We start from the raw sequence: 24,221 nt of genomic DNA, 5'->3' as shown, positions 1-24,221 counted from the left end.
AGCGATTAGTAATAAGTTAACCTCACTACTCCAGCTAATTTTTTAGCCAGGCGGATCACCTGTCTGGTATAGCCATATTCATTGTCGTACCAGGTATAAAGTACCACTGATTTATTGTCTTTCGCCATAATCGTTGCCGGGCCATCAACGATGGAAGCATGACTGTTTCCGATTAAATCGGTACTTACCAGCTCATTGGAGATGGAGTATTCGATTTGCTCAGAGAGGTCGCCGAAAAGGGAAGCTTGTCTTAAGATCTCGCTTACTTCTTCTTTGGAAGTCACTTTGTTTAACGATAAGTTCAGGATTGCCAGGGAAACGTTTGGTGTAGGAACACGCACGGCATTTCCGGTCAGCTTGCCACCCAGGTGAGGGATGACTTTTGCTACTGCTTTATCTGCACCGGTTTCAGTGATCACCAGGTTCAATGCAGCAGCCCTGCCTCTTCTATATTTTTTATGGTAATTGTCTAACAGGTTCTGGTCATTCGTATAAGAATGAACCGTTTCAATATGTCCTTTTTCGATTCCAAAAGCATCATCAATTAACTTCAATACCGGTACAATGGCATTGGTGGTACAGGATGCATTGGATAAAATCGTTTCATTTGCATAATCAATATGGGCATCATTGATTCCTGCCACCACATTAGGAATGTCTCCTTTAGCGGGTGCAGTCAGTAATACCTTGCTGATTCCTTTGGCAGTCAGGTGTCTGCCCAGGCTTTCACGGTCGCGGAAAATCCCTGTATTGTCAATCAGCAGGGCATCATGGATGTCATAAAGCGTATAATCAACTTCATCAGGCTGTTTTGCTTCGATGAAAAAGATCGTCTGACCATTGATGATCAGTGCTTTGTTTTCAAAGTCCTCTACAATCGTTCCGTTGAAAGGACCGTGGATGGAATCTGTGCGTAGTAACTCTGCTCTTTTGATCAGTTCTTCATCGCTATAGCTTCTGGTAACAATAGCCCTTAAGCGCAATTGTTCTCCTTTACCGGCCTGAAGGATCAGTTCACGTGCGGCGATACGTCCAATACGTCCAAAACCAAAAAGAACAACGTCTTTAGGTTTTAAGCTGATTTTGTCTTTACCGATGTGTTTGCTGAGTTTGCTCACTACAAAGTCGTGCATTGTAGGATAATTGTTGTTGTCTTCCAGCCATTCTGAAGCTAGTCTGCCAATGTCAACACGTGATGGGGCGAGGTTACATTTAGAAATGGTAACGGCAAGTTCCAGTGTTTCGTAAATGCTGATGTCTTTGCCGCTTACTTCTTTTGCATATTGGTGATGCGCAAGTATTTCACTGCTTCCAACATCAAATAAAGGTTTACGGAATAGTACCAGTTCAATAGATCTGTCGAACCACAATTGGCCAACAACGTTAATCAATTCAATCGCTTTTTTCTCTTTTTCAATCCAACTCTGGAATTCGGATTGGTATTTCTTTAGCATGCGTGGAATATTTTTGGTTAGAATGGCACAAAAGTAAAAAAGATTGAGCGAGTACCCAATCTTTTTTACTTATATAATTTATCGCCCTGGCTGGCTCAGCTGAATTTTGCTTATCCCAGGTATGATTTTAATATTTTACTTCTGGAAGTATGACGAAGACGTTGTAAAGCTTTGTCTTTGATCTGACGAACACGTTCACGGGTTAAGTTAAATTTCTCTCCGATCTCTTCAAGAGATAGGGGGTGGTTGGTACTTAATCCAAAGAAAAGAACGATGATTTCACGCTCACGTTCTGTTAGTGTAGAGAGTGAACGTTTGATCTCTTCAGAAAGAGATTCATTGATCAGGCTGCTGTCTGTATTTGGCTCATGGTTTTCCAATACATCTAATAATGTATTTTCTTCACCCTGAACAAATGGGGCATCCATAGATACATGACGTCCTGAGTTACTTAAAGTATCGGAGATCTTATCTACCGTAGTTTCCAGGATATCTGCCAATTCTTCCGGAGAAGGCTCACGCTCATATTCCTGTTCTAATTTAGAGAAGGCTTTACTGATTTTACTTAGGGAACCAACCTGGTTTAATGGCAAACGAACGATACGGCTTTGCTCTGCAATAGCCTGCAATATAGACTGACGGATCCACCAAACCGCATAAGAGATAAACTTAAAACCTTTGGTCTCATCAAAACGCTTTGCAGCTTTAATTAAACCAAGGTTACCCTCATTAATTAAATCTCCTAACGTTAAACCTTGATTTTGGTATTGTTTTGCCACGGAAACCACGAAACGTAGGTTAGTCTTTGTTAAACGTTCTAATGCGGCCTGATCTCCCTCGCGTATTTTTCTTGCTAATATTACTTCTTCTTCGGCGGTGATTAAATCTACTTTACCAATTTCGTGAAGGTATTTGTCTAAAGATTGACTTTCGCGATTGGTAATGGATTGCGTGATTTTGAGTTGTCTCATTTATATGCTTTGGTACTCGTTATGTGTTTGAACGTGCAAAAGTAAGAATTTAAAGGTAATTTGAAAACATAAATTCCTGAAAATGTTACAGTTTACAACTGTTATTTCTACAATATTTTAACAGCAATAATTATTCCAAAATACTTTTGTCAGTATTTTGAGCCCTTATTGATTGTTGACATGTATTTATTGTAAATCAATATTTATATGATGATTAGTAATAACAAATGCCTTATGTTTGCATAGAAATATGCTTTGTCTTGCAGAAGTCAGAAAGTAAAAATTACCTAAAGCTGAAATTTTTATTCTGACAAGTGCAGGACAAGTCATCCTGACATAAAATGAAAAGAATTGAAAATAGTGCTTTTTGACGAACATTTATAGGAATGGCATTGCTGATGTATTTAAAACAGGGCATCATTGGAATGAATAACTGGAATTAATCGTGTAAATATGGCAATAATTGTAAATCTGGATGTGATGCTCGCGAGGAGGAAGATGTCCCTTACCGCGTTAAGCGAGCGGGTAGGGATTACGATGTCAAACCTTTCCATCCTGAAGACGGGTAAAGCAAAGGCGATAAGGCTGGAGACGCTGAATGCCATCTGTGAAGTACTGGACTGTCAGCCTGGAGATATTCTGGAGTACAGTGCCGTTGAATCATAACGCTGTACTCCGGAATGTCCATATCTTTTTATAAGGATTAAGTAAGGTCTGAAATCTCGGCCTCTGGTGCGTTCTTTTTCACAGATTCAATTCCGTTATCGCGGCTTGCTTCCGACTCATACATTTCACTTGTTCCGATCACTTGTCCGTTGGTGGCTTTTAAATTAAAGTACGGCTTTCCGTTTGTCGAAGTTTTTCTGTCAAACTTGCTGTCGTCTTTTGAGTTCTTTTTAACGGATTCAATTCCATTGATGCAGTTACTCTTGGTGGTATAACCTTCACTTGTTAAGATGACCTGGCCATTGCCTGCTTTCAGATCGAACTGAAATTCGTTGTTTTTTCGTGTTTTGATCTCGAATTTTCCCATAATCGTTTTTTTTTTGGTTTTCTAGGTTGATTATTAATAATCCAATTTATAAAAAAACAAAGGTTAAACAAAAAGCGATCCTATTATTTTTCTGTTAAAGGTTCAGCAAGAGGGGATTGTGCCCCCTGTCATACTGCGATAAGCTATACGCCAGGCTGCTGTTGTATATAACAAGTAGTTACTGTTGTACTTAATAAACATCCTTCAGTAAAGGCTTTAACATGATTATATACTCGCCAGGTCAAACGTACGGTTCAGCCTGATGCCTTTTTCTGTCTGTTGCAGCGTACAACATTCATTAACTGCGTCATGTTCCAGCACCAGGATATATTCTTTCTCTGCGGCTTCCTGAAGGAAAGATTTCTTCTCGGTCAGGGTGGTTAAAGGAAACATATCGTAAGCCATGACGTAAGGTAAAGGAATGTGTCCAACTGAGGGAAGCAGGTCTGCCATATAGACCAGGGTTTTACCTTTATATTGAATTTGGGGAAGCATCATTGCATCGGTATGGCCGTAAGCGAAACGAATATTGATGCCCTCATGAAAGGAAACGCCTTCCACGTCTTCTACGAAACGCAATTGCCCGCTTTCCTGGATGGGCAGGATGTTCTCTTTCAGGAAAGAAGCTTTTTCTCTGTCGTTGGGATTTACTGCCCAGTCCCAGTGTTTGGCATTGCTCCAGTAAAAGGCATTTTTAAACGCAGGGCGAAGTTTATCTCCCTGGCGGACAATGGAACCTCCGCAATGATCGAAATGTAAATGCGTTAAAAAGACGTCGGTAATGTCGTCCCGGGAGAAGCCTTTTGCAGCCAGGGATTTGTCTAAGGTATCTTCTCCATGAAGGTAATAATGCCCCATGAATTTCTCATCCTGTTTGTCGCCAATACCGTTATCGATTAAAATCAGCCGGTCTCCGTCTTCAACCAGCAGGCAGCGCATGGCCCAGGTACACATGTTATTTGCATCAGCAGGGGTGCTTTTCTGCCAGATAGCTTTTGGAACGACACCAAACATGGCACCTCCGTCTAATTTAAATAATCCGGTATCAATCGTATGTAAGTTCATATTGCATTCGGTTAAGGAAAATATAAAAGTAAAAAAAAACCTGTTGAAAGCTCAACAGGTTTTTTTATCGTTTATTTATGGGTTACAAGTGAATAACTTCACCGTAAGCATCAGCAGTTGCTTCCATAATCGCTTCACTCATGGTTGGGTGAGGATGTACAGATTTCAGCATTTCATGACCTGTAGTTTCCAGTTTACGGGCCACTACGATCTCAGCGATCATTTCTGTAACATTTGCACCGATCATGTGTGCACCAAGCAATTCTCCGTATTTGGCGTCGTAGATTACTTTTACAAAACCATCTTTAGCACCGGCAGCGCTGGCTTTACCTGAAGCAGAGAAAGGGAATTTACCAATCTTCAACTCATATCCGGCAGCTTTTGCTGCTTTCTCGGTATAACCAACAGAAGCGATCTCAGGGCTGCAGTAAGTACATCCCGGGATGTTGTTGTAATCTAAAGGCTCTGGTTTATGACCAGCAATTTTCTCTACACAGATGATTCCTTCTGCAGAAGCGACATGCGCTAAAGCCTGACCGGAAACGATATCACCGATTGCATAATAACCTTTTACGTTGGTATTGTAGAATTCATCCACAACAACTTTACCTTTTTCAGTTTTGATGCCGGTTTCTTCTAAACCTATGTTTTCTATGTTGGCAACCACACCAGCAGCAGAAAGAACGATGTCACATTCTAAAGTCTGCATGCCTGAAGCTGTTTTTACCTGAACTTTACAACCTGTACCGCTGGTATCAACAGATTCTACGCTGGAAGAAGTCATCACTTCTATACCTGCTTTTTTGAAGCTGCGCAACAATTGTTTTGAAATGTCTTCGTCTTCTACAGGAACGATGTTTTCCATGAATTCAACCACGGTTACTTTCGTACCTAAAGTTGCATAGAAATATGCAAATTCCACACCGATAGCACCTGAACCTACAACAACCATAGATTTTGGCTGCTCAGGAAGGACCATCGCCTGTCTGTAACCGATGATTTTTTTACCGTCTTGTTTTAAGTTAGGCAATTCTCTTGATCTGCCACCTGTAGCCAATATAATACTGGTTGCAGTATATTCTTTCTGTGTTCCGTCAGCAGCTTTAACCTCTACCTTGTTTCCGGGTTTTGCTTTACCGGTACCCATGATCACATCAATTTTGTTCTTCTTCATTAAGAATTGAACACCTTTGCTCATGCCATCGGCAACACCACGGCTGCGTTTAATTACAGCAGCAAAATCAGCTTCAGCTGCCGCAGTTTTGATTCCGTATTCAGCTGCATGGTTGATGTATTCAAAAACCTGTGCACTTTTTAACAAGGCTTTGGTAGGGATACAACCCCAGTTAAGGCAGATTCCGCCTAAAGATTCGCGTTCTACTACTGCAGTTTTCAAACCTAACTGAGAAGCTCTTATTGCAGCTACATATCCACCAGGACCGCTGCCTATTACAATTACATCGTAGTTCATATCTTATATAAAGGAATTTTAACTTAAGTAATTGCCAAAATTAAAAAAATTGTTCATTAATACCGCTTCTAAGATTTTTGTAAAGACGTTTTAGGCGATATAATTTGAAGATGTTACATTTTTATGAGGGAGATCTGTTTTTGAAGAAAAAACAATTTGCTGGTAAACTGAAAGTTAGATATGTTAAATAAGATGTTAAATGTTGAAAAATATTGTGATATTTAATAATAATTTAACATTGAAATCAAGGTGTAGGATAAATTAATATTTACCTTTGTCGCGATATTTAATATTGGAATATCATAAAAAAACGAAAAGTAATTAAAAAAAGTATGAAGAAATCATTACTAATTAAATTCGTGGTCATGATCTTAGTCTTTGCGGGAACGTTCTCTGCAGCAATGGCTCAGGTTACCACATCCAATTTAAGTGGGGTTGTTAACGATGCAAAAGGTGGTATGCCCGGAGCAACTGTTATCGCTGTCCATAATCCAACAGGAACAAGGTATACTGCTACCACCAGTGGTGAAGGTAGATATAACTTCGTGAACATTAACACAGGTGGACCATATACCATCTCTGTAAGTTATGTTGGCTATAAAGCAGAAAAAGTAGAAGGCATTTACCTTAAATTAGGTGAGACTTTCGCCCTTAAAATTAACATGAAAGAAGGTGGCCAGGATTTACAGGAAGTACAGGTGATTGGAAAAAACAGCACCGTATTGAACAGTAAAAGAACAGGTGCTTCAACAACTGTTTCTAAAGAACAGATTGAAGGCTTACCTTCTTTAAGCAGAAGTCTTCAGGATTTCACCCGTTTAACACCACAGGTTAACGGTAGCAGTTTTGCTGGTGCCAACAACCGTTTTAACAACATCACCATCGATGGTGCGGTTAATAATGATGTTTTCGGTTTGTCTTCAAATGGTACTCCGGGTGGGCCGGCAGGTACACAACCAATTTCTCTGGATGCAATTCAGGAGATTCAGGTAGTGGTTGCTCCTTATGATGTTACTCAGGGTAACTTTACTGGTGGTGGTATCAATGCGATTACCCGTTCAGGTACAAATACAGTAGAAGGATCTGCTTATTTCTTTGGCAGAAATCAAAATACTGTTGGTAAAAGTGTAGATGGTTTAAACACTAAAGCAAGTGAATTTTACAACACTACTTATGGTGCACGTCTTGGATTCCCAATCGTAAAAAACAAATTGTTTTTCTTCGTGAGTGGTGAGATGACCCGTATTAAACAACCAACGTCGTTTAACGCAGGTGATCCTTTGTCAGTTTTGAGCAAAGACGACGCACAGAAGATTGCAGATTTCACAAAGAGCAAGTATAACTATGATGTAGGTTCTTTCGGTGAAACTCAGACTCAAACTCAAAGTAATAAAGTTTTAGCCCGTTTAGACTGGAACATCAGCGATAAACATCAATTGACACTTCGTCACAACTATATTGATGCTTATGATGACAACATTTCAAGAAGCGGTACATCATTCCGTTTTGGTAACAATGCTTTCAAATTCAGCAACACTCAAAACGTATCTGTTTTAGAGTTAAGAAGCCGTTTTAATCAAAACCTTTCAAATAACTTAATCATTGGTTATTCAAGAATCAGAGATAAGAGAGATCCGGCCGGAACATTTTTCCCACACATCCAGATCAACAACATGAACGGTATCCCTGGTCAGTCTGTGAATTTTGGTACAGAGAGAAGTTCTGGTGCGAACGAATTAGATCAGGATATCTTTGAATTTACAAACAACCTGAAACTATTTGCAGGTAAACATACCTTTACTTTAGGTACACATAACGAATTCTTCAAGTTCAGAAACTTGTTCATCAATAACGTTGGTGGTTACTGGCAATATAATAACCTGGATGATTATTTAACAGCTAACAAACCAAACAGGGTTCAGGCTGCTTATTCAATCGTTCCTGGTGATAACCGCCCTGCTGCTGCATTCTCTGCTGCTCAACTTGGTTTCTATTTCCAGGATGAGATCGAAGCTGCTGAAAACTTTAAGTTAACTGCAGGTTTAAGAGTAGATGTTCCTTTGTTCTTTGATAAGCCATTGGATAACCCATTGGTTACTTCAACTTTCCCGGGTTTATACACTAATAAATTGCCTAGCGGACAAATCCTGGTTTCTCCAAGAATCGGATTTAACTGGGATGTGAATGGCGACAGGTCAGCACAGATCAGAGGTGGTATTGGTTTGTTTACAGGTCGTGTTCCTTTTGTATGGATGGCGAATCAGTTCACAAACAGTGGTATGTTGTATGGTAGCGTAGATCAGACTGCAAGTACAGCAGTTCCACTTACGTTCCAGCCAGATCCTAACAAACAAAGCACTGCCGGTACTCAGGGTAAAACATACGAAGTGAATTTATTAGCTGATAAATTCAGACTTCCACAAACTTTACGTTATAGCTTAGGTGCGGACATTAAATTACCAGGTGGTATTTTAGCAACTGTTGACGCCCTTTACTCTAAAACAGTAAACAACGTGGTTTATCAGAACATCAATGTTAAAGGTCAATCAGGTGTAATCCCTGCTAACCTTTCAGGTGGACAGGATACAAGACCTGCTTATTCTGGTAAAGTAAGTTCAACTTTCACAAACGTACTTTTATTGCAAAACACCAACAAAGGATCTTCTTATACTTTAACAGGTCAGTTGTCGAAATCATTTGACTTCGGTTTGAGCTTAATGGGAGCCTATACTTATGGTAAATCAGAAGATGTGAACAGTGCAGCAAACAGTACTGCTTTCTCTAACTGGCAGTTTAACCAGATCGTTAATGATGCCAACAACCCACCATTGTCTTTCTCAAACTTTGACCTTAGACATCGCATTGTCAGCAGCTTAAGCTATGGTGTGAACTATGGTAAAAACAAAACTTTCGGAACGTCAATTTCAATGATCTATGTTGGTAGATCAGGTTCTCCGTTTACTTACCTTTATAATGGTGATCTTAACGGTGATGGCGCTAATGCGAATGACTTAATCTATATTCCAAGAACTGCAAGCGAAGTTAAACTGGTTCCTTTCTATACCAGAAATGCTTCAAACCAGGTGGTGATTGCTGCTGGTTCAGCTACTCCTGCAGAGCAATGGACTGCACTTGATAAATTTATCTCGAACGATCCTTACCTAAGCAAACACAGAGGTGAATATGCAGAACGTAATACTGCTAAAATGCCTTGGGAACATCAGTTTGATCTACGTGTAATGCAAGATCTTGGTGGTATGATCGGAAGCACTAAAAACAGATTACAATTGTCTCTTGACATCATCAACTTTGGTAACTTGTTAAACAAGGACTGGGGTAGAAAATACTTTGTAACTAACGGTGCAAACACTATCATTAACTACAATACTACGCAGTCAAGCGACAGAGGTTTCAACTTCAAAGCTCCTGCAGGTGACCTACCATACAATGTATCTCAATTTGATTCAAGATGGCAAGCACAAATTGGTGTGAGATATTTATTTAACTAATACCAATTCAATATCACATAAAAAATCCCCGTTCCTGATAAAGGAGCGGGGATTTTTTATTGGATGTAGTTCAGGCTACTCCTTAATCACCAGCATCCAGCCTTTTCCTTTCGGCACAGTAATTTCTTCCTGATCCCTAAAGCTTGCCGCTGGCTGGAAGTTCTTCACCTCTGCCGCAGTGATGGTCGCCTTAGCCGCGTCAATGCCTAAAGCTTTCCAGTCGATGTTCAACTTAATTTTAACATCCTCATTTGCCCAGCTGGCCAGGGCCACTAAAACACTTTTATCTTTTCTGTAAATGGTTACAGGCACATTTGCATGGTTGCTCTTCACCGGATTGTCTTCTACCCAGTAGCCGATCATTTTGCTGCCCTGCATGCCAAAATTATCCCATGCTTTCCAGATCGGACGTGGATCAGCACCATCACTCCATGGCATCCTGTTCGTCATGCCATAAACCATCCCTCTCCAGGCATTTCCACCATCCTGCAACATTTCGCCCATCAGTCCGAAAGGAATCCCTGAGACTTCCGTAAGGAAGAAATCAGGACTGTTTTTGTCATAGTAAAAATACTCACCAAACCACAGCCGGTTCAGGTAGGGGAAGTGCTCCATATAAAGGTTGGCACTGTTGTTAAAACCATCGCTCTTATTGTATTGATTGGCCGAGTGAAGGTCAATAATTCCAGGATGACCATCTTTTGTCAAGACCCTTTTTATGCGTTTCATGGTCGTCCGGTCGAAGGCAACATCATCCAGATAGATGCCATCAATACCTACGTTCTTTACCAGCCAGTTCATGCCTTCCACGTAATAGTTATGCCATCTGCTCATTCCGCTGTTTACCACGGCCGCATCTTTGATTTCCGGAACATACCAGGCGGCGATATAATCTTCACCCAGGTGTTCCTGTAACCAGGAGTAACCGCCACCTTTTCCGGGAGAATAGATTTCATGGCCAAGGCTTCGCAAAGGGAAGGTCTCGTAGGCACTGTTGGATAGCTCACGTACCGTATTGTAAATTTTCACTTTCAGTCCCTTCAAATGTGCCTCATTGATATAAGATTTCATCTCTTTATGGGCAATGAAAGGGTAATTGATAAATGGATTGATCGGGGTTGCGTGGTGAATATTGATCAGTGTTGCCCCCGTTGCCTTGATCGTATCCAGGTTATCATATTTATGATAAAACCTGTTGCTCCATTGAAAATCCGTATTGATCGGATGGAAAGGCGTGATGAGCAAGGTGAAATTGTAATACAAGGTATCTCCCTTTTTCATCATCCTTGCTCCGCTGTAATTATCGGACAGGATTGCTTTTCCCTTTTTAAAAACCTGGATTCCGCCTTTGCCTTCATTTCCCCAGGAAGAAGGAAGGATCAATGGTTTCTGCAGGTAAAAATTCGTATTCAGCGGGCGTACATAATGCTGATCTCTCAAAGAATATTGTAAACCTGCATTCACATCTCCGATCCAGGCACCGTCCTGGTTTTTGTTCGCTACGTCCCATTTCCATTTCAGCGTATCCGGTCTGTTTCCACCTTTAAGCCCCAGGCCCATCATGTATTTTGATGCGGCTTCGGTAAATGGAATGTGTAAGCGGACATCGTCCAGACTGATGTCCTGTTGCGCAATCAGCTGAACGGTATAAGAAAGAAAACCGTCGAATTCAACAGCGCCATTTACCTGCATGGTTAACTTGTCGGAAGTATTGGTGGTATTCCATTGTACCGTTCCGGGTTGTTTTTCTGTAAAGGTTACCGGACCGTTTTTCCAGCTGATGTCTTTATGATCGGCACCGGTTACGTGGAAGTGGATCGGTTCGGTCAGGATGTCCTTTGGAGTCGCAGACAATTCTGTCATTTCCGGTGTAAAGAAGGTCTGGATCTGTGCAGGTAAGCCATCTTTGTTTAGCGCGATTTTTCTGCCTAGTAAGGAGATGGTCTGCTCCTTTACCACTAAAGGAATATAAGGCGCAATGACTTCATTCTTTTGTGCCAGGGTAGAGTTAAGCCAGGTTAACCGGGTTTGTTTCCAGGGCTCGTTAATTCCGCCTTCTACGGCAAGCTGATTGCTCAGCTGTATGCTGATTTGAATGGTCGTCTTTGCTTCGCCTTTGGCAGAAACGGTAGCTGTTCCGGTATAGGTTCCTGCAGCTGCATCTTTGGGCAGGTTAGCCAGGACCCAAAGGGCCTGAACCTTGCCTTTAGCAACATTTACGGTTTTATGTAAAGGAAGCGTATTCCAGTTTGTACCATCGGTATTCAGACAGGAAAGCAGACCGGCAGGGATGCGTCCTCCGCTTTTACTTTTAAGGTCGGTAAACTTAACTTCAACATTGTTGAGCTCTTTTTTAGCCGCATAGATCCCAAATTGGAAAGCGAAGTTTTCTCCCTTTGCAGCAGTGGCTGAAAAGCTGTTTTTTAAACCTTTCAGGATCCAGCGCTGTGGCAGGTCTGTGCTCATCTTTATGGGGTTCAGGCGATCTTCAGGAAAAACAAAGTAAGATTTATCCGGATGCTGTCTGATCAGGTTTTCCGTCTCCTGTGCTGTGGCAATCACCTCCATCGGGTAATTGCTGTTGATGGCGTTTACCGATTGGATTTCCTGCACCTTCACCAGGGCAGCTTTATCTGTCGCGCCCGGCCAGCTTGCATCAGTCGTGGCGGGTCTTTTGAGATAACTTGCGTTGGGGTAATTGGAACGGCCATCTACTTTATAAGGCATATAATAAACGTAATACGTTCCGGCTCCGGAGGTCGGTTCAAAGTAAATGGTCCCCTGCTCTCTGCTGATGCCGGCAATTTTCACATGGGCAATTCTCTGATTGCTTTTCGCGTCTACCACCCAGAGTTCTTTTTGTTCCGGCTGGAGGTCCTTTCTTCTCCATGGGATGACTGCTTTGGCAACCTTCCCGCTACTGCTGACATTAAGGACCACACGATGATTGCCCAGAGAGTCGGGGTTCCAGGCATCATTCCCATTGGTGTATTTTAATTCCTGGGCAGTAGCAGTACCGCCAAGAAAGATTAAAACAAATGGTACAAGGTATTTTTTCATACGAACGGTTATGTTGATTTATATTTAAAATTAGCAGTTATTTACCCTGCCGCGGAAAATAAATCAACGCAATCGTTTGTGTAAAGGCTATGCCAGGGTTTGCCTTATTTCAAAGCCTTAGAATTCAGGTATTGTTTTGCCGAATCACAAAGTGCTGTAAAAGCTCCTGCCATCATAATCAGGTCTTTAATCACCAATCTGCCTCTGGCAGAAAGCAATGGGAAACCATGGTCAGGATCCCCTAAAGCAGGAACCCAGGAATCTTTGGTGGTCAGGAGAAAAGATAAGGTGACGACAGACATGATCATGACCAGGCCGGCCCCGGTCATTCCGATTCCCGGATGGTATCTGTTGGCCAGTAATAAGAAACCAAGGACAACGAGCACACTGCCCAATCCGTAGGAAAAAAGATAGGTATGGTTGGCTTCATGCCAGGCAATCTTGTCGGGATTGGCTTCTCCTTCTTTTTGCATATGTGCCTTGTAGTCCTCAGGATGTGCGTAAAAGAACGACATAAAAGGAGAATTGGCCACAAAAGGCACAATGCCTTCGGCCTCATAGTGGTATACTTTTAAACCGCCGATCCAGATCAGGACAATGGCAATGGAGATGCGGATCAGACGAATGCTTAAACCGGATAAACCGGCAAGGGAATGGGCTAAGGAAGAAAATTTATTGGACATGATAGATTTGTTATCCTGCAAATTTACCGGCTGTGTCCGGCTGCTGCCATGGACAATAAAGGATATCAGATGGACAAATCAGCCATAATAGAAATGCCTGTTTTCTCACGGAAGGTCTGTGGAGAGACTTTTGTCAGCTTTTTAAAGAAACGGCTAAAATAATATTCGTCTTCAAAATTGAGTGAATAAGCGATTTCTTTAATGCTTTGTCTGCTCAGGTGCAGCTTCTTTTTAGCTTCTAACACGATACGTTCCTGAATTAATCTGGAAGGAGATTTACCGAAATAACGGCTGCAGCGTTTGGCCAACGCATTTGGACTGAGGTGGAGCAAAGCGGCATAATCCGCGGGCTTACGCATCCGGAGGAAGTTCGTCTCCAGTGCAATTTTGAAATCTTCCAGCAGGGAATCGTTTTTTTGAAGTTTAGCCGGAGCAGACTTTAACTTGATCTGGCTCGCCTTCGCGAGGTACAACTGTAAATAAGCGGTAAGAACGGCTTCATTGGGTTCCTCCCTGGAAAGTTCTGCATCCAGCTGCGTCATGAGTTCTGAAAATGAAACAGACTCTTCCGGAAGCAATGCAATCGAAGGCTCGAGAAAGATGTTGTTAAACAGCAGTCCATTACAAGCCACTTCGGCCTTATGGTATTCTATACAATAGAAGTCACCGTGAAACTGGAGCATCCGGACCCTGGATAAAGGAGCTTCCTTAAAATGAATGGCCTGATAAGGGGTGGCAAAAAAGATGACAGGTCCTTCAAATGAGAAACTTCCAAAGTCTGCCTGAAAAACGCCTTTTCCCTCTTTAATAAACAGAATGGTATAACGTGAATGTTGACTGGGATGCGCCAACAGCCCGGCATCTGTTTCCTGAAGAGACAACATACAATCTCCGGAGGCGGAGGAATATTTTTTAGCGACAAAACTGGCCATCGTTTCAAATTTAGAATTAATCATACATTTAAGGCTGGAAACACCTAAAATATCGTAAAACATGACTCAAAACAGCATCAGTGATTACATCCATGAATTATTTCCTCAGTTTGAACCTGTATTAAAGGAAAAACTAATCGCACATGTGACCATGAAAAGCTTTAAAGCTACTGAGCTGCTGATGCAAACGGGACAGTATTTCAGGTCTACCGTTCTGATTGTAAAAGGACGGGTGAAACTCTACCGGGAGGGTACAGATGGCAACGAGTTTTTTATGTATTACCTTCAGCCGGGAGATGCATGTGCCCTTTCTATGATCTGCGCTGCAAAGCAGGAATCGAGTAAAATCATGGGGAAAGCGATTGAGGACAGTACGATTTTAATGGTTCCCATTGCACTGATGGACGAATTGATGAAGCGGTATCCCAGCTGGTACTACTTTGTGATGGAAACTTACCGCTCCAGATTTGAAGAGCTCTTGCTGGTTATCGATAGCATTGCCTTTAACGGACTGGATGAGCGTTTGGGTTTTTACCTTAAAAAACAAGGTGAACATCTGGGTACTAAACAACTGAACTTAACCCATCAGGAGATTGCCACAGACCTGAACTCTTCAAGGGAAGTCATCTCCAGGTTACTGAAAAAGATGGAACAAAGAGGGGAGATCCAGCTATATAGAAATTATATCGCATTGTTAAACTGATGGCCGGTGACAAAAGTCACCTGATGTCAGCGGAAGAATCTACATATTTGTCCTAAGCTTATTATTTAAATTGATTTATGGAAGTTGTTGCATACCTGGCCTCAGCGCTGATTGGTATTTCTTTGGGATTGGTAGGAGGGGGCGGATCGATTCTGACCGTTCCTGTGCTGGTTTATCTTTTTGGAGTCCCGCCTTTGCTGTCTACCTCTTATTCTTTATTCATTGTAGGATGTACCAGTCTGGTTGGCGCCTGGCAGAACTATAGAAATGGCCTGGTTCAGGTGAAAACAGCTTTTTTATTCGGAATCAGCTCGATCAGTACGGTATGGCTGACGAGGAAGTTTCTGATTCCGGCAATCCCTCAGCACATTGCAACATTCGACCATTTTGAGCTGACAGAAAGAATGCTGATGATGGTATTGTTTGCCATTTTGATGCTCACTGCAGCAATTGCCATGATCAGAAATGGGAAGACGGCAGAAGTTTGCAACAAAGCAGAGGAACAACTGAATTTGCCTAAACTGCTGTGTTATGGGGTAGGAATTGGTTTAACAACCGGATTGTTGGGTGCCGGAGGTGGATTCCTGCTGATTCCAACCCTGGTGGTATTGGTGGGCCTTCCGATGAAAGAAGCGATTGGTACTTCTCTTTTTATCATCGCGCTCAACTCTTTGATCGGTTTTTCCGGCGACTTTGGCCATTTCGAGATCGACTGGTTATTTCTGCTAAAGATTACCGCTATCGCAGTGACCGGAATTTTTGTCGGAGGTAAAATGAGTGCGAAAGTAGATAGTAAAAAATTAAAAACCGGTTTTGGCTGGTTTGTATTATTAATGGGGAGCTATATCCTCTTAAAAGAAATTCTTTAACATTATGATAGACTTCATCAGACAACCCTGGCCCTGGTATTTCTCAGGTTTTATGATCGTACTGATCATGCTTATGCTGATTTTCTGGGGCAAATCATTCGGCTTCTCTTCCAATTTAAGGACCATTTGCAGTATGGCAGGTGCAGGGAAGAAAGTGAAATTCTTTGATTTTAACTGGAAAGCACAGCAATGGAACCTCTTGTTTTTATTGGGTTCCATCATCGGAGGCTGGATCTCGGCTCAGTTTCTGAGCAATCCGAATGAACTGCAATTGTCGGCAAATACGGTCGCAGAGCTGAAAGGACTTGGCATTCATTTTAACGGGGCACTTAACCCGGACGAGTTGTTTTCCCTTGGCGCATTGTCCAGTCCTAAGACCTGGTTGTTATTGCTGGCAGGGGGAATTCTGGTTGGGTTCGGTTCAAGATATGCAGGTGGCTGTACTTCTGGTCATGCGATTTCGGGCTTGTCGAATTTACAGCTTCCTTCGCTGATTGCCGTAATTGGCTTTTTTATCGGCGGATTACTGATGACCTGGCTGATTCTTCCTTTTATTCTGTAACTATAAATCTGCAACACATGAAATCAATAAAATATATCCTTGCCGGAATTCTTTTTGGCATTGTCATGATCAAATCGGAAGCGGTATCCTGGTTCCGGATTTACGAGATGTTCCGCTTCCAGTCTTTTCAAATGTATGGCATCATCGGAACAGCAGTTGTTCTGGGCGCGATCTCGGTATTTCTGATTAAAAAAATGAATTGGAAAGATGCTTCCCAACTTCCGATCGTATTCAAAGATAAAGAACGTCCGTATACCAGATACCTGATCGGAGGAACGATCTTTGGTTTGGGATGGGCTTTGACCGGTGCCTGTCCGGGGCCAATGTTTGTAAACCTGGGCTATGGCTATCTGACAATGGCGATCGTCATTATAGGTGCGCTCCTGGGAACATTTCTTTACGGACTGATCAAAGATAAATTGCCTCATTAAACAATGTGTGACTTTCATCACTAAAAAAGTAGTCCATAATGCCCAAATTTGTAGGGACAAAGGGTTTTACGTTAAAAACAATAAAGATGATTATAGAACAATTTAAAGATGAATTTTTAGCCCATTACAGCTATGCAATAGTCAGCGAATGTGAACAAAAGATCATACTGATCGATCCTTCCCGTAATCCGGAACCTTATTATGAGTTTGCGAAGCAATTTGAAGCAACGATCATCGGTGTGATCGAAACGCATCCCCATGCGGATTTTGTGAGCAGTCATTTGCAGATTCATCAGGATACCGGGGCAACAATATATGCACACAGTTTAACAGGAGTATCTTATCCGTTCAGGCCTTTTGATGAAGGCGGGGAGATCAGTTTCGGTAAAATAAAATTGAAAAGCCTGCATACTCCGGGGCATTCTCCCGACAGCATTTCCATTGTACTGGAACATGATGGACGCGATAAAGCAGTGTTTACAGGCGATACCTTATTTATCGGGGATTGTGGCCGGCCGGATTTAAGGGAATCTGTAGGAAACCTGCAGGCGAAAAGAGAAGAACTGGCCCGGAAAATGTACCATTCGCTGAGGGATAAAATGATGAAATTAGCGGATGAGGTTCTGGTTTATCCGGCACATGGTTCAGGAACCTTGTGTGGTAAAGCATTGAGCAGCGCCAACTCAAGCACGATAGGGGCAGAGAAGCTGAGCAACTGGTCTTTACAGGAAATGAAGGAAGATGACTTCGTACAGGAACTCATCGCCGATCAGCCGTTCATTCCTAAATATTTCGGCTTTGATGTAGACCTGAACCGTAAAGGTGCTGCTGCGTTTCTACCGCAAATGGAAAAAGTGAAGATTTTAAATCATCCTGATGCCGAAGCACTTCATGAAGATATTTTAGTAGTCGATGCCCGTCCCGAAAACCTTTTTAAGGAAGGACATTTACCGGGAGCGATCAACATCGTCTATGGTAAGAAATTTGAAACCTGGTTGGGAAGTATTGTAAGGCCGGGAGAGAAATTCTACCTGACAGCTGCCGATCAGGAACAATTAACCGAACTGGTCCGGAGAACAGCAAGCATTGGCTATGAAGATTTGATCGAAGCTGCATTTGTAACCTATACAGGAGATGTGATCATGCCGGTGATGCCTTTGGAATATTTTATCAGTAATCCGGACGATTTTACCATTATTGACATCAGAAATGAAAATGAGGTGAAAAAGAAAACCATCTTCGCAGATTCGCTGAACATCCCGCTTGGAGAATTAAGGGAGCGCATTAAAGAAGTTCCGGCAGGAAAACCAATTGTGGTACACTGTGCCGGCGGAAGCAGAAGTGCTGCAGGAAGCAGTATCATCGCTGCGGAACTGGGTGCGAAAATTCCGGTCTATGATTTAGGAGGAGCTACCCGCGACTTTACCGCATCAGAAAAATAGCATCCATCAACAGGAAGAGCATCATATGGCAGTCCCCCAAAATAAGGAAGAACTTTTAACCGCAATCCGGACAAGCTATCAGAAGTTAAAAGCAGAGATCGCAGGCATTTCAGAAAATCAGGCACAGCTTCCCGAACTGGAGGGACATGCAAAAGATACCAAAATGACGGTGGTCAACTTGCTGTCTTACCTCTGCGGATGGGCGGAACTGGTCTTGAAATGGCAGGAGCGAAAAGCGCTTGCTTTACCGGTAGATTTTCCGGAAACCGGATATAAATGGAATGAGCTGGGGAAACTGGCGCAGAAATTTTATAAAGATTATGAAGGGGACAGCCTGGAAACGATTAGCGGGAAACTGGAACAGGCCGTACAACAGATCCTGTCTGTACTGGAAGAAAAAAGTAATGAGGCACTTTATGGCCTTGCCTGGTATGACAAATGGACAATGGGGAGGATGGTCCAGTTTAATACCTCCTCCCCATATGTGAATGCCAGAGGACGCCTTCGCAAATGGAAAAAGGAAATGAAGCTAATGTGATTATAAATCAGTGTTTTGTGTGGTACTTAACAATTTGATTACATTGACCTTTTAAAGGTTTTACAGAAAATTTAATTAATATTGAGCGGAATCTTCATAAAAGGGGGGCAGATTCCAAAGTATGACCTTGTACACGACTTTAACCGATCATGATTTAGTTACATTTCTGAAGGATGGTGACAAAACTGCTTTTACCGAAATTTACAATCGATATAAAGGCTTATTGTATATCCACGCCTATAACAGGCTGAGAAATCAAGAGGAAGCAGACGATGTGGTACATGAGCTTTTCACTTCCCTCTGGACCAAAAGAGAAGAACTTTTTTTAAAGACAAACCTCTCCGGATACCTTTATCAGGCGATCCGAAACAGGATCATCGATGTGATCTCCCATAAAAAAGTAGCATCAGCATACATGGTCTCCCTTCAGCATTTCATTGACCATAGCGAAGCGGTTACCGATCACCTGGTGAGAGAAAATGAATTGAGCGCCCTGATCGAAAAAGAGATCAGCGCCTTGCCGGCCAAGATGAGGGAGGTTTTTGAGCTGAGCAGGAAAGCGAACCTTTCCCATAAAGAAATCGCCGGCAAACTGGAACTGTCAGAAATGACGGTTAAAAAGCATGTCAACAATGCGTTGAAGATCCTTAGAAGCAAGTTTGGCCTGATCAGCTTTCTGCTTTATCTGGGACATCATTAAATAATTGAAAATATTTTCATTTTCTTTTACGCCCTAAGCCCGGGCTAACCGTCTATACTCTAATTAGCGGATAAAGCTCATGGAGGCAAAAGAATTACTAGAGAAATACAGGACAGGAAATTGTACGGATGCAGAAAAAGCAATTGTAGAAACATGGTATCTGAAGTTTGAACAGGAGGAAGGCAATTTGCTTTCCGATACTCAAATTACGGATGCCACTGACCGGATCTGGAACAGGATGCCAATTCATGGTGTAGAAGAGGTAAAACCAGTTAGGCGTAACCTTTGGCCCGCAATTGGGACAGCAGCAGCAGTGGTATTGCTGGGGTCCCTGGCTTTGGATTTCTTCAGTCCTTCCCCATTAGCTTCTTCAAAGCAACAGTTGTCCAAAGTAAAGCCGGAAACGCAGCCGGTAATTCTTCCCGGGGGCAATAAGGCGGTACTAACACTTGCGGATGGCAAACAAATTACGCTTGATGAAGCCGGAAATGGGAAGCTGGCAGAACAGGCTGGTATCACGATTACCAAAACTAAAGATGGGCAGCTGGTGTATACCCTTTCCCCTTCGGCAGTTGCGGCTAAAGGACCGGCAATGAACATGATCGCTACCCCCAAAGGCGGACAATACCAGGTTAACCTGCCCGATGGAACAAAAGTATGGCTCAATGCTGCCTCTTCATTGCGTTATCCTGCGGTATTCACTGCCGGGGTCCGTCAGGTCAGTTTAACGGGAGAAGCGTATTTTGAAGTGGCTAAAGTACGCCCGGAAATGCCTTTCAAAGTGTCCACAACAACGCAGACGGTAGAAGTGCTGGGGACTCATTTTAATATCAATTCTTATACCGATGAGTCTGCAGTAAAAACAACTTTACTGGAAGGGGCGGTTAAAGTGATCAGCCCTTCAGCTGCGGTAAAAGAATTGATCCTGAAACCGGGACAGCAATCGGCATTACGTGGCGCACAGCTGAATGTAGCAGAAGTGAATGAAGAAGAAGTTATGGCATGGAAAAATGGCATGTTCAGGTTTAGAGATGCAGACCTGCAAACGGTCATGCGCTCCGTTGCCAGATGGTATGATGTACAGGTCAATTACGAAGGAACACTGCCGGCAAGGCAATTTTCCGGGGAGATCCACCGCAATATCAACTTATCGGAAGTACTGGACATCCTGAGCTTCTTTAAAGTGCATTTCAGAGTAGATGGCAAGACCATCACTGTCACAAAATAGACCAACTTATAAATACCAAACCATACTCACCAAACAAACAAAAAAAGAAATGGAAAGAAAACTACGAAAAGACTGATCCCAGATCAGGGTAATTCAACAAAGAGCGGTGTTTCCCAAAGGAAGCATCTGCTGATAAAAAACCGCAGAAGTGTTCGAGCACAACTGCGGAATATCTGAGTTAACCTTTCCCGGTAAAATCCGGGACAAAACAATCTTGCGAACTATTTACTGTATTAACCCAAACATTACAAAAGTATGAATTTTAATGCTATTACTATAGCTATGTCCAAGACATGGCTACCTCCTAAATTGCTACTTATTATGAAGTTGACTTCCATCTTATTGTTCCTGGCCCTGATGCAGGCCAGTGCAAAAGGATACAGCCAAATCAGCCTGAAGGAAAAAAATGCGCCTTTAGAAAGGATTTTGGAATCCATAAAAAGACAAACCGGATATGTCTTTTTTTACGACAATCATGATATCCGCCAGACCAGAATTTCTATCGAAGTACGAAACGCCTCCCTGGAATCTGTTTTAAACGAATGTTCAAAGGTGCTTCCGCTAACTTTTAAGATCGTTGGAAATAATGTCCTGCTAAGAAGAAAAGAGCTGGAACTGATCAAATCTGAAGGTGCCGCCCAGACGATGGTATTAAAAGGAAAGGTAATCGATGAGACGGGGCTGCCACTTCCAGGGGTGAGCATCCAGTTGCATGCGGAAGGTTTTAAACAAAGCACCCAGACAAATTCATCGGGAGAATATGCGTTTAACCTTTCAAAAGCTGGTAAATATCAGCTGACGGCTACATTTATAGGTTATGAAAAACAAACCGTTGTTGTAGAGGTCTCAAAAGGGGATGTATTGAAGAACATTTCTTTAGTGCCTTCCAATCAGGACCTTGCTGAGGTAATGGTCGTTGCTTATGGTACACAGACTAAAGCTTCCTTTACAGGATCTGCAAAAACACTGAAATCTGATGTTTTGGGTGGTAGTCCAAGAGCCAGCATTCAGGAAACTTTGCAGGGAAATGTTGCGGGTTTGGTTTCTTCAAATGGTTCTGGTCAGCCGGGAGCGGTTCCTAATGTAAGGATCCGTGGTATTGGTTCGGTAAACGCCGGAAGTGGTCCGCTGTATGTGGTGGATGGAATTCCTTTGGAATCCGGACAAATCAATAGTCTGAACAGTTTCGATATCGAAAATGTAACGGTTTTGAAAGATGCTTCTGCAGCTTCGATCTATGGATCAAGAGCGGCAAATGGGGTGATCTTAATCACCACGAAAGCAGGTGTGTCAGGTAAAACTGTGATTACGGCCTCTGCACAAACAGGTGCAAATAATGTGACGAATATTAAAGGTCATAAGCCTTTGAACACGACTGAGATGCTGGAGTTGCTGAGAGAAGGATGGGGCAATAAGCCAAAAGACAATGATCCTGCACTTTTCGATAAAGCTTTGGCAGACAATGCAGTTGATCCTAACGTGAATACCAACTGGTTCGATCTGCTCACCCGTACAGGAAACCATACGCAATTGGATCTTTCTGCAAGCGGCGGTACGGAGAAAACTAAGTTTTATGTTTCCGGAAGTCATTATGTTGCTAAAGCAGCTTTATTGGGTAGTGAATTTACCAGAAGTACCGGTAACCTGAGACTGAGCAACCAGGCTACAGAAAACCTTTCATTTAACGGAGGCCTTCAAATCAACTATCGCCATACCGAAGGTCAGGCTGATGGAGGAACCTTTGGAAACCCTGTTCGTATGTACACCATTTATCAGCCCTGGTTAAAGGCATACAATGATGATGGTACTTATGATTTCAGTTATTTTAACCGTTACAACCCGATGGCCCAGGTGCTGGAGAGTTTTGATAAGAGAGATGCTTATGGAATGCTGGGTAATTTCCTGGCAAAATATCAGATTATCCCATCTTTGTCTGTCGAAAACCAATCAAATATCAGTTTCGGTTATGATGAACGTCTGGAATATAATAAATCTGGTGTGGGTACCTCGCGTACAGATGGTGGAAGGGCAACCTCTTCAACGGCCCGTGCAACGAACTGGGTAAATACCACGATTCTTCGTTTTAATGAGACTTTTGGCGAATTTGGCCTAAAAACCTATATTGGTTATGAAGCACAAAAAGTAGTGAACGTAGGTAATAACCTGACTAAAAAGAATTTCCTGCCAAACACGTATACTTTAGATAATGCTTCGATATTATCGGAAGGAGGATCTTTCGGCACAGCCAATGCGCTGAATTCGGTATTCTTAAATGCTTCAGCAGATTATAAGTCGAAATACTATTTAAGTGCCTCTGCACGTCGTGATGGTTCTTCCCGATTTGGTTCTGCAAAAAGATGGGGTAATTTCTGGTCTCTTGGTGCTTCATGGAACCTGAGCAGAGAAAGCTTTATGGCAGCACAAGACGTCGTTTCTGATTTGCGTCTGAGAACGAGTTATGGGGTGAATGGAAACCAGGATATTGATAATTTTGTTTCCCGTGCTTTATATAGCAGTTCAAGCTATGACAATGCACCGGGTCTGGTTTTCTCTAACTATGGAAATAACCTGTTGACCTGGGAGAAGAACAAGCCTTTTAATATCGCCGTGGATTTTGGTGTGCTCAACAATAGGTTGTCAGGTACTTTTGAATATTATACACGTGCTACCTCAGATTTATTGTTAAACAGACCAATATCGGCCACAAACGGATTGAGAACCTATACGGACAATATTGGCGCGATGAAAAATACAGGACTGGAGCTGGAATTAAACAGCATCAACTTCAAGCCTGAAAATAATGGTTTCGGATGGACAACCAGTTTCAATATTTCTACGATAAAGAATAAGATTACCACGTTAAGCAGTCCTATTGTTTCAGGGGTGTACAACCGTTTTGAAGGTGGAGATTTCTATCAGTTATACATGGTTGGTTACGCAGGTGTTGATCCTGCAAACGGAGATGCCTTATGGTATACTGATGGTACTAAAACCCAAACCACAAATGTATATGGATCCGCTACTCAGTTCAATCAGGGAAGTGCATTGCCTGATTTCTTTGGTGGTTTAACAAATACCTTTACTTATAAAGGTTTCTCCCTGAGCTTCCAGCTGAACTTTAACTTCGGAAATAAGGTGTACGACAATTATGGCGGAACCAGTGCTTCTGATGGTTCAGGAGGTTTTACACCTACTACAAAGATGACGCGTTATGCTTATGAAAACAGGTGGCGTAATGTGGGAGATATTACAGATCAGCCTAAAATGGTATTCCTGGGTACACAGTCAGGCGCTTCAGGTCAGACTTCTTCCCGTTTCCTTTATGATGGCGATTATATCCGCCTTCGCGATGTGTCTCTGGGCTATCAGTTGCCAATGAGCTGGATCAAACATGCGAAGCTTTCCAGTGCAAGGATTTATTTCAGAGCGAACAATCTGTACACTTATATCAAGGATAAACGAATCAGCTTTGATCCGGAGGTAGGAATAGACGGTCTTGCCGATAAAAATGTACCGGTTTATAAAACGGCGCTCCTGGGTCTTGATCTTAAATTTTAAACAGTTAAGCAG

The 24,221-nt window shown here is 42.4% G+C and carries 19 protein-coding genes; 11 read left to right on the top strand and 8 right to left on the bottom strand.

Annotated elements, in window-relative coordinates:
* Positions 1-5: 5 nt before the first annotated feature.
* Together DBR43_RS05880 and DBR43_RS05875 are read right to left on the bottom strand one after the other, a co-directional pair.
* A complete protein-coding gene (locus DBR43_RS05880) occupies positions 6-1,454 on the bottom strand; it encodes a glyceraldehyde-3-phosphate dehydrogenase (RefSeq protein WP_124578814.1) in 1,449 nt (482 codons plus the stop codon).
* Between the two features lie 110 nt (positions 1,455-1,564).
* A complete protein-coding gene (locus DBR43_RS05875; RefSeq protein WP_008242129.1) occupies positions 1,565-2,425 on the bottom strand; it encodes an RNA polymerase sigma factor RpoD/SigA in 861 nt (286 codons plus the stop codon).
* A 453-nt stretch (positions 2,426-2,878) separates the two neighbouring features.
* Between DBR43_RS05875 and DBR43_RS05870 the strand changes: the two genes are divergently transcribed.
* Positions 2,879-3,091, top strand: a complete 213-nt coding sequence (locus DBR43_RS05870) for a helix-turn-helix domain-containing protein (protein WP_124578812.1) — start codon at positions 2,879-2,881, stop codon at positions 3,089-3,091.
* Between the two features lie 37 nt (positions 3,092-3,128).
* On the opposite strand, the gene DBR43_RS05865 is transcribed toward DBR43_RS05870, so the two are convergent.
* The 3 genes from DBR43_RS05865 to lpdA all read right to left on the bottom strand — a co-directional run bounded on the left by DBR43_RS05865 (position 3,129) and on the right by lpdA (position 5,994).
* Entirely contained in the window at positions 3,129-3,461 is a 333-nt protein-coding gene (locus DBR43_RS05865; protein ID WP_410522650.1) for a YegP family protein, read from the bottom strand.
* Positions 3,462-3,683: 222 nt separating this feature from the next.
* Entirely contained in the window at positions 3,684-4,523 is an 840-nt protein-coding gene (locus DBR43_RS05860) for an MBL fold metallo-hydrolase (RefSeq protein ID WP_124578808.1), read from the bottom strand.
* A gap of 82 nt (positions 4,524-4,605) precedes the next feature.
* On the bottom strand, positions 4,606-5,994 hold the full coding sequence (lpdA, locus tag DBR43_RS05855) for a dihydrolipoyl dehydrogenase (protein ID WP_124578806.1): 1,389 nt from the start codon (positions 5,992-5,994) through the stop codon (positions 4,606-4,608).
* A 332-nt stretch (positions 5,995-6,326) separates the two neighbouring features.
* Between lpdA and DBR43_RS05850 the strand changes: the two genes are divergently transcribed.
* Entirely contained in the window at positions 6,327-9,503 is a 3,177-nt protein-coding gene (locus tag DBR43_RS05850) for a TonB-dependent receptor (RefSeq protein ID WP_124578804.1), read from the top strand.
* A 75-nt stretch (positions 9,504-9,578) separates the two neighbouring features.
* Here DBR43_RS05850 and DBR43_RS05845 read toward each other — a convergent pair whose 3' ends face one another.
* The 3 genes from DBR43_RS05845 to DBR43_RS05835 form a co-directional block, all read right to left on the bottom strand.
* Complete coding sequence (locus tag DBR43_RS05845; RefSeq protein WP_124578802.1) at positions 9,579-12,563, bottom strand: glycoside hydrolase domain-containing protein; 2,985 nt, start codon at positions 12,561-12,563, stop codon at positions 9,579-9,581.
* 104 nt (positions 12,564-12,667) lie between these two features.
* Entirely contained in the window at positions 12,668-13,246 is a 579-nt protein-coding gene (locus tag DBR43_RS05840; RefSeq protein WP_124578801.1) for a DUF417 family protein, read from the bottom strand.
* Between the two features lie 65 nt (positions 13,247-13,311).
* A complete protein-coding gene (locus tag DBR43_RS05835) occupies positions 13,312-14,202 on the bottom strand; it encodes a helix-turn-helix domain-containing protein (RefSeq protein WP_199756962.1) in 891 nt (296 codons plus the stop codon).
* A 37-nt stretch (positions 14,203-14,239) separates the two neighbouring features.
* On the opposite strand from DBR43_RS05835, the gene DBR43_RS05830 reads away from it, so the two are divergent.
* From DBR43_RS05830 to DBR43_RS05790, 9 genes are all read left to right on the top strand, one after another.
* A complete protein-coding gene (locus DBR43_RS05830) occupies positions 14,240-14,881 on the top strand; it encodes a Crp/Fnr family transcriptional regulator (protein WP_124578799.1) in 642 nt (213 codons plus the stop codon).
* A gap of 77 nt (positions 14,882-14,958) precedes the next feature.
* A complete protein-coding gene (locus DBR43_RS05825; RefSeq protein WP_124578797.1) occupies positions 14,959-15,750 on the top strand; it encodes a sulfite exporter TauE/SafE family protein in 792 nt (263 codons plus the stop codon).
* Between the two features lie 4 nt (positions 15,751-15,754).
* Complete coding sequence (locus tag DBR43_RS05820; RefSeq protein ID WP_124578795.1) at positions 15,755-16,312, top strand: YeeE/YedE family protein; 558 nt, start codon at positions 15,755-15,757, stop codon at positions 16,310-16,312.
* A 17-nt stretch (positions 16,313-16,329) separates the two neighbouring features.
* Complete coding sequence (locus DBR43_RS05815) at positions 16,330-16,743, top strand: DUF6691 family protein (RefSeq protein ID WP_124578793.1); 414 nt, start codon at positions 16,330-16,332, stop codon at positions 16,741-16,743.
* A gap of 86 nt (positions 16,744-16,829) precedes the next feature.
* Positions 16,830-18,185: an MBL fold metallo-hydrolase gene (locus DBR43_RS05810; protein WP_124578791.1), complete on the top strand. Its 1,356-nt coding sequence runs from the start codon at positions 16,830-16,832 to the stop codon at positions 18,183-18,185.
* Between the two features lie 25 nt (positions 18,186-18,210).
* Complete coding sequence (locus tag DBR43_RS05805) at positions 18,211-18,723, top strand: ClbS/DfsB family four-helix bundle protein (RefSeq protein WP_124578789.1); 513 nt, start codon at positions 18,211-18,213, stop codon at positions 18,721-18,723.
* A 121-nt stretch (positions 18,724-18,844) separates the two neighbouring features.
* Positions 18,845-19,423 (top strand): RNA polymerase sigma factor, encoded by a 579-nt coding sequence (locus tag DBR43_RS05800; protein WP_124578787.1) that lies wholly within the window; start codon positions 18,845-18,847, stop codon positions 19,421-19,423.
* A 79-nt stretch (positions 19,424-19,502) separates the two neighbouring features.
* Positions 19,503-20,651 (top strand): FecR family protein, encoded by a 1,149-nt coding sequence (locus tag DBR43_RS05795; RefSeq protein WP_124578785.1) that lies wholly within the window; start codon positions 19,503-19,505, stop codon positions 20,649-20,651.
* Positions 20,652-20,972: 321 nt separating this feature from the next.
* Positions 20,973-24,209 carry a SusC/RagA family TonB-linked outer membrane protein gene (locus tag DBR43_RS05790; protein ID WP_158622438.1) on the top strand — a complete coding sequence of 1,079 codons (3,237 nt, stop codon included), beginning with the start codon at positions 20,973-20,975 and terminating at the stop codon, positions 24,207-24,209.
* The last annotated feature ends 12 nt before the right edge of the window (positions 24,210-24,221 follow it).

This window comes from Pedobacter sp. KBW06, from assembly GCF_003852525.1.
Taxonomy (GTDB): Bacteria; Bacteroidota; Bacteroidia; order Sphingobacteriales; family Sphingobacteriaceae; genus Pedobacter.
This window is presented reverse-complemented; position numbering and strand designations above follow the sequence as displayed.